The organism is uncultured Azohydromonas sp. (assembly GCF_937926365.1).
In the GTDB taxonomy this organism is placed as follows: domain Bacteria; phylum Pseudomonadota; class Gammaproteobacteria; order Burkholderiales; family Burkholderiaceae_C; genus Azohydromonas.
This window is the reverse complement of record NZ_CALAOH010000174.1, coordinates 1-8,661: the sequence shown is the minus strand read 5'-3', so window position 1 is coordinate 8,661 and position 8,661 is coordinate 1. Positions and strand designations below refer to the sequence as shown.

The 8,661-nt window shown below is 67.3% G+C and carries 7 protein-coding genes and 1 pseudogene; 4 read left to right on the top strand and 4 right to left on the bottom strand.

Annotated elements, in window-relative coordinates:
- Positions 1-268: 268 nt before the first annotated feature.
- Positions 269-850, top strand: a pseudogene (locus tag Q0741_RS18515) (IS5 family transposase); the annotation flags it as partial.
- A 62-nt stretch (positions 851-912) separates the two neighbouring features.
- On the opposite strand, the gene Q0741_RS18510 reads toward Q0741_RS18515, so the two are convergent.
- The 3 genes from Q0741_RS18510 to purN form a co-directional block, all read right to left on the bottom strand.
- The gene (locus Q0741_RS18510; RefSeq protein ID WP_298234666.1) at positions 913-2,136 is read right to left on the bottom strand and encodes an acyl-CoA desaturase; all 1,224 of its coding nucleotides are present in this window, start codon (positions 2,134-2,136) and stop codon (positions 913-915) included.
- A 232-nt stretch (positions 2,137-2,368) separates the two neighbouring features.
- On the bottom strand, positions 2,369-3,628 hold the full coding sequence (locus tag Q0741_RS18505) for an RsmB/NOP family class I SAM-dependent RNA methyltransferase (protein ID WP_298234665.1): 1,260 nt from the start codon (positions 3,626-3,628) through the stop codon (positions 2,369-2,371).
- A gap of 73 nt (positions 3,629-3,701) precedes the next feature.
- A complete protein-coding gene (gene purN / locus Q0741_RS18500) occupies positions 3,702-4,328 on the bottom strand; it encodes a phosphoribosylglycinamide formyltransferase (protein ID WP_298234664.1) in 627 nt (208 codons plus the stop codon).
- Positions 4,329-4,403: 75 nt separating this feature from the next.
- On the opposite strand from purN, the gene Q0741_RS18495 reads away from it, so the two are divergent.
- The 3 genes from Q0741_RS18495 to Q0741_RS18485 are packed head-to-tail and all read left to right on the top strand — an operon-like array spanning position 4,404 to position 7,577.
- The gene (locus Q0741_RS18495) at positions 4,404-5,720 is read left to right on the top strand and encodes a tryptophan--tRNA ligase (RefSeq protein WP_298234663.1); all 1,317 of its coding nucleotides are present in this window, start codon (positions 4,404-4,406) and stop codon (positions 5,718-5,720) included.
- A 23-nt stretch (positions 5,721-5,743) separates the two neighbouring features.
- Positions 5,744-6,175 carry a DUF3717 domain-containing protein gene (locus tag Q0741_RS18490; RefSeq protein WP_298234662.1) on the top strand — a complete coding sequence of 144 codons (432 nt, stop codon included), beginning with the start codon at positions 5,744-5,746 and terminating at the stop codon, positions 6,173-6,175.
- A gap of 4 nt (positions 6,176-6,179) precedes the next feature.
- Positions 6,180-7,577 (top strand): MATE family efflux transporter, encoded by a 1,398-nt coding sequence (locus Q0741_RS18485; RefSeq protein ID WP_298234661.1) that lies wholly within the window; start codon positions 6,180-6,182, stop codon positions 7,575-7,577.
- A 4-nt stretch (positions 7,578-7,581) separates the two neighbouring features.
- Here the strand turns inward: Q0741_RS18485 and Q0741_RS18480 are convergent, their stop codons facing one another.
- Positions 7,582-8,475: a hypothetical protein gene (locus tag Q0741_RS18480; RefSeq protein WP_298234660.1), complete on the bottom strand. Its 894-nt coding sequence runs from the start codon at positions 8,473-8,475 to the stop codon at positions 7,582-7,584.
- Positions 8,476-8,661: the final 186 nt, after the last annotated feature.

Here is an 8,661-nt window from a genome sequence, read left to right as displayed (position 1 = left end):
GACGCACTGTGGGAAAAACCGGGCGGTGAAATGCAAATCAAAGTGGGAGACAACAACATCTACGCAAGTGAGCACGCGTCCCGGCGATGCTGCTCAGGACGGGCTGCTCCGCCTATAGGGCCAGGACGCCACGCTTACCCCTGCTCTGCCTTTCGGCCCCCCTGCACCGCAGTAAGCGCGCGGCGATCCCGTGTTGATGAGAACGCATCGAGCGTTAAGGAACCTCTGCGTAAAGCCGTGGCAAGTGTGCTGAGCGAACATCCAGGCTATGAAGCAGGCTGACCTCGGGCTGAATCTTTCGACCAAGCGAACGCGAAAGCGCGAGTTCTTGGAACAGATGGACCGCGTGGTGCCATGGGCCGCACTGGTGGAACTGGTGTCGCCCTATGCGCCCGACGGCCGCCGCGGCCGTCCACCGTTTCCCGTGCAGACGATGCTGCGCATCCATTTCATGCAGCAGTGGTTCACGTTGAGCGACCCGGCCATGGAGGAATCGCTGTACGACGTGCCGCTGTTTCGCGAGTTCGCTCAACTGGACAACTGGGAAACTCGATTGCCCGACGAGACGACGATTCTGCGGTTTCGCCGTCTGCTGGAGCGGCACAAGCTGTCCGAGCAGATCCTTGGCGTGGTCAACGACTTGCTGCGCCAGAAGGGGCTGCTGCTGCGCACCGGCACGGTGGTGGACGCTACGTTGATCGCCGCGCCGAGCTCGACGAAGAACAGCAAGGGCGAGCGTGATCCCGAAATGCATCAGTCCAAGAAAGGCAACCAGTGGTATTTCGGGATGAAGGCCCATATCGGCGTGGATGCCGAATCGGGTCTGGTGCATACGGTACGCGGCACGGCCGGCAACGCCCAAGAAAAAGCCCGCTTACGCGGGCTTTCATGTATCTGGAACCGGAAAGAGTGTCAAGCGTGCACGGCGCGCAGCTTGCGGGAGAAGTCCTGCAGCGCGGCGATGCCGCTTTCCTCCGCACGGTGGCACCAAGCCTGCAGATCCAGCACCAGTTGCTCGGCGGAGACGTTGGTGCGGGTCCAGAGCTGGCGCAGCTCCTCGCGCATCATCACCAGCTTGGCCAGCGCCGGGCTGGCGGACAGCACACGCTCCATTTGCGGCTTCACGGCGCTGGGGATCTTGTCGTCGTCACGGTGCAGCCAGCGCTTGGCTACGCGCAGCTCGGCCCACTTGGCCGTATTCTGCGCACCCTGCGCCTTCAGATGCTCCAATTCGGCGGCACAGGCGCGCTTGAGTTCCTTGCCGTAGCGCGCCATGACCTCGTAGCGGTTGGCAATGATGGCTTCCAGCGTCTTGCCGTCGGCCACCGGCTTGACGGCGCCCAGCTTCATCTGCGGCGCGGTCTTGCGCACCTTGGCCAGGCCCAGCATCTCCAGCGCGCGGATATAGCCCCAGCCAATGTCAAACTCGAAAGGCTTGACCGAGAACTTGGCCGAGGTCGGATAGGTGTGGTGGTTGTTGTGCAGCTCTTCGCCGCCGATGACGATGCCCCAGGGCGAGACGTTGGTAGAGGCATCAGGCGCCTCGAAGTTGCGGTAGCCCCAGTAGTGGCCGATGCCGTTGATGATGCCGGCGGCGTTGATGGGGATCCATAGCATCTGCACCGCCCACACCGACAAGCCGATGGCGCCGAACAGCGCCACGTCGATGATCAGCATCAACGACACGCCCAGCGCGCTGTAGCGGCTGTAGAGATTGCGCTCGATCCAGTCATCAGGCGTGTTGTGCCCGTACTTCTTCATCGTCTCGGGCACCTTGGCCTCGGCGCGGTAGAGCTCGGCACCCTGCAGCAGCACGGTCTTGATGCCGCGCGTCTGCGGGCTGTGCGGGTCTTCCTCGGTCTCGCACTTGGCGTGGTGCTTGCGGTGGATGGCCACCCATTGCTTGGTCACCATGCCAGTGGTCATCCACAGCCAGAAGCGAAAGAAGTGCGCCGGCAGCGGATGCAGGTCCAGCGCACGGTGGGCCTGCGAGCGGTGCAGGAAGATCGTCACGGACAGGATCGTCACGTGCGTCACCGCCAGCGTGTACAGCAGCACCTGCCACCAGCTGGCCTTCGTCAGGCCATAAGCCAGCCACTGCAACAGCGCATCACGCACCACCAAAAGTTCGTTCATGTGTCCAAGCCTCGCGCCCCCAATCGGGCGGCGCGGATTTTACGGGGGTGTTTCCTGATGGCGGCCTACAGCGTTGCATTGGCCTTGGATTTGCGTACCACAAATCACACGCTCCAAGCAGCACGCCCGGCCTGCCGACGTTCCAGCGCCGTTGCGCCAGGTCAAAGTACGCCAGCAGGCGGAATGCCTGCTCCGTCTTCGACCAGAAAGAAGTGCCGCTCCAGCGCAGATCTCAGCGCCGCTGCCAGACCGCCGCGAAGAAGCCGTCAGTGGCGTGGCGATGCGGCCAAAGCCGCAGGAAGCCCTCGCTCACCAGGTCTTCGGCCTGCGGTACCTGTGCCTGCGCCAGCAGTTTGGCGGCGTCCAGCGGCTCGTACTCCGGATGCGCGGCGCTGAACTCGCGGGCGATGTCCTCGTTCTCGGTCGGCAGCAGGCTGCAGGTGGCATAGACCAGCCGGCCGCCGCTCTTCACCAGCCGCGCGGCGCTGGCCAGGATGGCCGCCTGCTTGCCGTGCAGCTCCTGCACCGCCAGCGGCGACTGGCGCCATTTCAAGTCCGGGTTACGGCGCAGCGTGCCCAGCCCCGAGCACGGCGCGTCGACCAGCACGCGGTCGATCTTGCCGGCCAAGCGCTTCACGCGCTCGTCGCGCTCGTGCGCGAGCTGCGCCGGATAGACGTTGGACAGCCCGCTACGAGCCAACCGCGGCTTGAGCGCATCAAGCCGGCTGCCTGAGACGTCGAAGGCATAGAGGCGCCCGGTGTTGCGCATGGCTGCGCCCAGCGCCAGCGTCTTGCCACCGGCGCCGGCGCAGAAGTCCACCACCATCTCGCCACGCTTAGGCGCCACCAGCAGCGCCAGCAGCTGGCTGCCCTCGTCCTGCACTTCGACCGCGCCACTGGTGAAAACTTCCAGCTTGTTCAGCGCCGGCTTACCCTGCACGCGCAGGCCCCAGGGCGAATAGGGTGTGGGCTGTGCAGCGATGCCCGCAGCCTGCAGCGCCGCCAGCGCATCCTCGCGCTTGCTCTTGAGCAGGTTGACGCGCAGGTCCAACGGCGCGGCCTCGTTGAGCGCGCCAGCCAGCGCCATGAACTCCTCCTCGCCCAGACGCTCGCGCAGCGGCGCGGCGATCCAGTCCGGCAGGTTGTGGCGCAGCTTGTCGGGCATCGTGGACAGGTCGAGCGCCTGCACGTGCTGCAGCCACTGCTGCTCATTGGGCCCCAGCGCGGACTGCAGCACGCCTGGCGTGCCCTGCCAGCCCAGTATCGCCAAGCGGCGCTCGATGGCGCCGCTGCCGCTCTGCGCCAAGTGCTGCAGACGCAGCCGGTGGCGCAGCACGTGGTAGGTAGTCTCGGCCAGGGCGTGGCGCTCGCGCGCGCCCAGCTTGGCCTGGCGGCGGAAGAAAGCCGACACGACGGCGTCGGCGGGTTGGTCGAGTTTCAGTACGGCCCGTAGCAGCTCGGTGCTCAGGTCCAGCAGGGCATTCGGATGCATTTCCGGGATTATCCAGCCGCCCTACGATCGACCGGCGCCTGGGGCTGCTGCGCGGTCCTGGGACGGCCTCGGTTCAGAACAGGCACTGCGCCGCGCCGCCGGCGTGGTGCACGACCTCGCCCTCGAAGCGCAGCAGGCCTTCGACGAACCAGCGCACCGCCATTGGGTAGAGCTTGTGCTCCTGCTGCAGCACGCGCGCGGCCAACGCGTTCTCGTCATCCCCGGGCAGCACCGGCACCACGGCCTGCGCCACGATCGGGCCGTGGTCGAGCTCGGCGGTGACGAAGTGCACGGTAGCGCCAGCTACCTTGCAGCCAGCCTGGATCGCGCGCCGGTGCGTGTGCAGCCCTGTGAAGGCCGGCAGCAGTGAGGGGTGGATGTTGAGCATGCGCCCTGCGTAGTGGCGGGTGAAGTCCGCGCCCAGGATGCGCATGAAGCCACCCAGCACCAGCAGGTCGGGCTCGAAAGCGTCGATAGCCTGCTGCAACGCGGCGTCGAAGGCCTCGCGCGACTCGAAGCGCTGGTGGTCCACCACCGCCGTCGCAATGCCGCGCTCGGTGGCCCAGGCCAGCCCAGCGGCTTGCGGACGGTTGGAGATGACGGCGGCGACGGTGGCGGGCCAGCCCTCGCGGGCACAGGCTTCGGCCACGGCCTGCATGTTGGAACCGCGGCCGGAGATCAGGATGACGATGCGCTTCATGGGGGCAGCGAGTTTAGCCGCCTCCTTAGAATGGCCGGTTTTCCTCCCGCGCCGCTACCTACAGCCTTCCGCCTCATGGCCACCAAGACCGAACGCGTTCTCACCGGCATCACTACCACCGGCACGCCGCACCTGGGCAACTACGTCGGCGCCATCCGGCCGGCGATCGCCGCCAGCCGCGCGCCGGGCGTGGAGAGCTTCTTCTTCCTGGCCGACTACCACGCGCTCATCAAGTGCGACGACCCAGCGCGCATCGAGCGTTCACGGCTGGAGATCGCTGCCACCTGGCTGGCAGCCGGGCTGGACACGCAACGCGTGACCTTCTACCGCCAGAGCGACATCCCCGAGATCACCGAGCTGACCTGGCTGCTGACCTGCGTCACCGCCAAGGGCCAGATGAACCGCGCCCACGCCTACAAGGCCGCCACGGACGTCAACGCCGCCGCAGGCGAGGACATCGACGCCGGCGTGACGATGGGCCTGTACTGCTATCCCATCCTCATGGCGGCCGACATCCTCATGTTCAACGCGCACCGCGTGCCCGTCGGACGCGACCAAGTGCAGCACATCGAGATGGCGCGCGACGTGGCGCAGCGCTTCAACCACCTCTTCGGCGCCGGGCGCGAGCTGTTCGTGCTGCCGCAAGCGGAGATTGAGGAGGCGGTGGCGACGCTGCCCGGCCTGGACGGCCGCAAGATGTCCAAGAGCTACGACAACACCATCCCGCTATTCGAAGGCGGCGAAAAGGGGCTGAAGGAGGCGGTAGCGCGCATCGTCACCGACTCGCGCCTGCCCGGCGAACCCAAGGACCCGGATAGCTCGCACCTCGTAACGATCTTCGAGGCCTTCGCCGCGGACGACGCCGCGCGCCAAGCTTTCCGCGATGAGCTGCGCACGGGCCTGGCCTGGGGCGAGGCCAAGCAGCGACTGGTGGCGCTGATCGAGGGCGAGCTCGGCCCTCTGCGCGCGCGCTACGCCGAGCTGATGGCGCATCCGGAGCGCATCGAGGAGGCGCTGCAGGAAGGCGCCCGCAAGGCCCGCGCCGTGGCCACGCCCTTCCTGGCCGAGCTGCGCCACGCCGTGGGGCTGCGACCAATGGTGGCGGTGGCCGCGCCCGCCAAGGCCAAGGCGGCGACGGCCAAGGCGGTGCTGCCGGATTTCAAGCAGTACCGCGAGGGCGGCGCCTTCTTCTTCAAGCTCACCAGTCCGCAGGGTGCGGTGCTCCTGCAGAGCACGCCGATGGCTGAAGGACGCGAAGCCGGCGCCTGGGTCAAGCGGCTCAAGACCGAAGGCGCCGCGGCGCTCGAAGGCGCGCCGGTGCAGTGGGATGCCAGTGCCGAGCGCGCGCAGGTGGAAGCGGCCCTGGCGACGCTGGTGGCCGCGCAGGACTGAAGCTTTTTCAACCCTTGTTCCGCATGGCCGGGATTCATCTCCTCGACATCGAGGCGGCCATCAACTGGTGGCGCCGCCGCTCGCCCTCGCCCGATGGCATCAACGCCTGCGCCGAGGTGCGGGCACTGGCCAAGGTCTACGCGCTCATGGTCTACGAGCGCCGCGAGGAGCAGGACGAGGACGCCATGCCGGCCGAGGCGCTGATGGCTTGGCTGGACTGGTACGCCACCACGCCCGATGCGCCCTGCATCGCCATCTGCTCCACCAGCCAGGGCGACGAAGTCTGCAAGGGCTGCGGCCGCAGCTTCGACGAGGTGCAGCACTGGCCGCGCATGACGCCGGCCGAGAAGCGCGCCACCTGGCGCCGCATCACGCTGCAGGGCACGGCCTGGCGTTTCAACCGCTACGCCGAGCGCGCGGCGCCTACGCCTGCCGAGCCGCCGCCGCGAGACTGAGCCCTTGACGGACGGCGCCGCGCCCACCTTCAAGCAGGATCTGCGGCACATCGCCGCCCTGGCCTGGCCGGTGTTCGTGGGCCAGGCCGCGGTACTGGCCTTCTCGACCATCGACACGCTGCTGCTGGCACGCCACGACGCGCGCGACCTGGCGGCGCTGGCCGTGGGCTCGGCCGCTTACATCAGCGTCTTCATCGGGCTCATGGGCGTGGTGATCGCCATCGGGCCCATTGCCGGACGGCTGTTCGGCGCGCGGCGCCTGCCGGAGGCCGGCGCCCAGCTGCAGCAGGCGTTCTGGCTGGCATTGGCGCTGGCGGTGCCGGGCTGCGCGCTGCTGGCCTTTCCGCAACCCTTCCTGGCACTGGCGCAGGCCACGCCCGAAGTGGCGCTGCGCACGCGCGGCTACATGGCGGCGCTGGCCTGCGCGCTGCCGGCAGCGTTGCTGTTTGCCGTCTTTCGCGGCTTCAACACCGCGGTGTCGCGGCCCAAGGCCGTGATGGTGCTGCAGGTGGGTGCGCTGGTGCTGAAGTTGCCGCTTTCCTGGCTGCTGGTCTTCGGGCTGCCCGGCTGGAAGCTGCCGGCGCTGGGCGTGACGGGCTGTGGCATCGCCACGGCCGCGCTGATGTGGCTGCAGGCACTGGCGGCGCTAGGGCTGCTGCGCCGCGATCCGTTTTATGCGCCCTTCAGGTTGCGGGGGCTGCGGCGGCCGCAGTGGGTGTCGCTGAAAGCACTGCTGAAGTTGGGCGTACCCATGGGCCTGTCCATCGTGGTGGAGGTCACCGGCTTCACCTTCATGGCTTTCTTCATCTCGCGCCTGGGCACGCTGCCGGTGGCCGGCCACCAGATCGCGGCCAACCTGGCGGGCTTGCTCTACATGCTGCCGCTGGCCATTGGCAACGCCTGCGGCACGCTGGTGGCGCAGCGCATCGGCGCCGAGGACCCGGTGGGTGCCTGCCGCCTAGGCTGGCGTGGGGTGCAGATCGCGGCGATCGGTGCGCTGGCGCTGGGGTTGCTGCTGTTCATCGCCCGCCCGACCATCGTGGGGCTGTACACGCACGAGGCCGCCGTGGCCGCTGCCGCCTTGCCGCTGCTGGGCTGGCTGTCGCTGTTCCACCTGGGTGACGCGGTGCAGGCGGTGGTGGCTTCGGTCCTGCGTGCCTGGCACGTCACGACCCTGCCCATGCTGATCTACGCCCTGGCAGTGTGGGTGCTGGGACTGGGCGGGGGCTACCTGCTTGCCTTTGACGGCCTCGATCTGGACATGGCAGCGTTCCAGGGGGCGAGAGGCTTCTGGAGTGCCGCCGCCGCAGGTCTGATCGCCGCGGCGGCGGCGTTGACGCTGCTGCTGGCCCGGGTGAACCGCCGCGGCATTGTGCCTACGGGAGCCAGCAACCGTCATTGAGCCTTCAGCGCAGTGCCGGTTCGATGTGCACCAAGCGGCGCTCCAGGTCGAACTGGGGGTCGGTGCTATGCAGTTCCAGGCGCAACAGCAGGCCGCTGCGGCGGTCTACCACCATCACGCCCTCCACTTGTGGGGGTGGCGAGCCCGGCTCGATCTCACCCCGGAGTTCCATCACCACCGGGTCGAAGCGACTGCCAAAAGGCGTTTTCACATGCTCCGCCACGAGCTGGGATTGCACGCGCGCCGTGGCGTTGTTCACGTTACTGACCTCGCCAGACAAACGCTGGGACGACTTCGGTTGTGCAGACAGCAGGTTGCGCCAATACACGAGTGGCCCCTCCGGGATGGCAAGCACGTTGCCGGCACGGTCCTGTACCCAGGAGCCCGAGCCGGCATCGGAAGCCCACTCGAAAACGAATTGCCGCCGCTCCAAGCGCGACACGCGCAACCGCAGCGCGCGGGGCGCCGCTTGGCCGACGTGCTCCGAGTAGACGAACACATCACCGACGCCGATGGGCAGCGCGGCCAGTTCCGTTGTGGGCAAGCGTTGCACGTCGCCACAGTTCTGGGCATCGGCATCGCGCAGCAGCGAATCCACCTGTGTCTGTGCCGCCTGCAGTTCCCGCTCGTGGTTGGGGTCCACACGCAACGCAAGCAAGGCCGGCAAGAAGATGATGGCCGTTCCCGCAGCGATGGCGTTGTTCCCCACGCGCTGCTGATGCGCCGCGACAAGCTGATCGACGCGTTGCTGTGCCAGCACCAGGGCTTGTGCAGTGGCTTCACAGGCAGCACTGGCGCTTTGGGACGCAGGGGGCTCGGCTGGCCAAGCAGGCGAACAGGAAAGGCCTGCCACCATCGCCAGCGGCAACGCCCATTGAAGGCTGCGCATGCCTTTCATGCTCCATTCAGTGTTCAAACAGGCGTCAGTTGCAGGGCTGGTATGTGCATGCCGATATTTTGGTGGCGCATGCCCAGTGTTCCGCCACCATTTTGACGAGACAAAGCAAAACACCCCGACCGGTGATGGGTCGGGGCGTTTGCTGGGATATTAGCCTGACGATGTCCTACTTTCACACGGGAATCC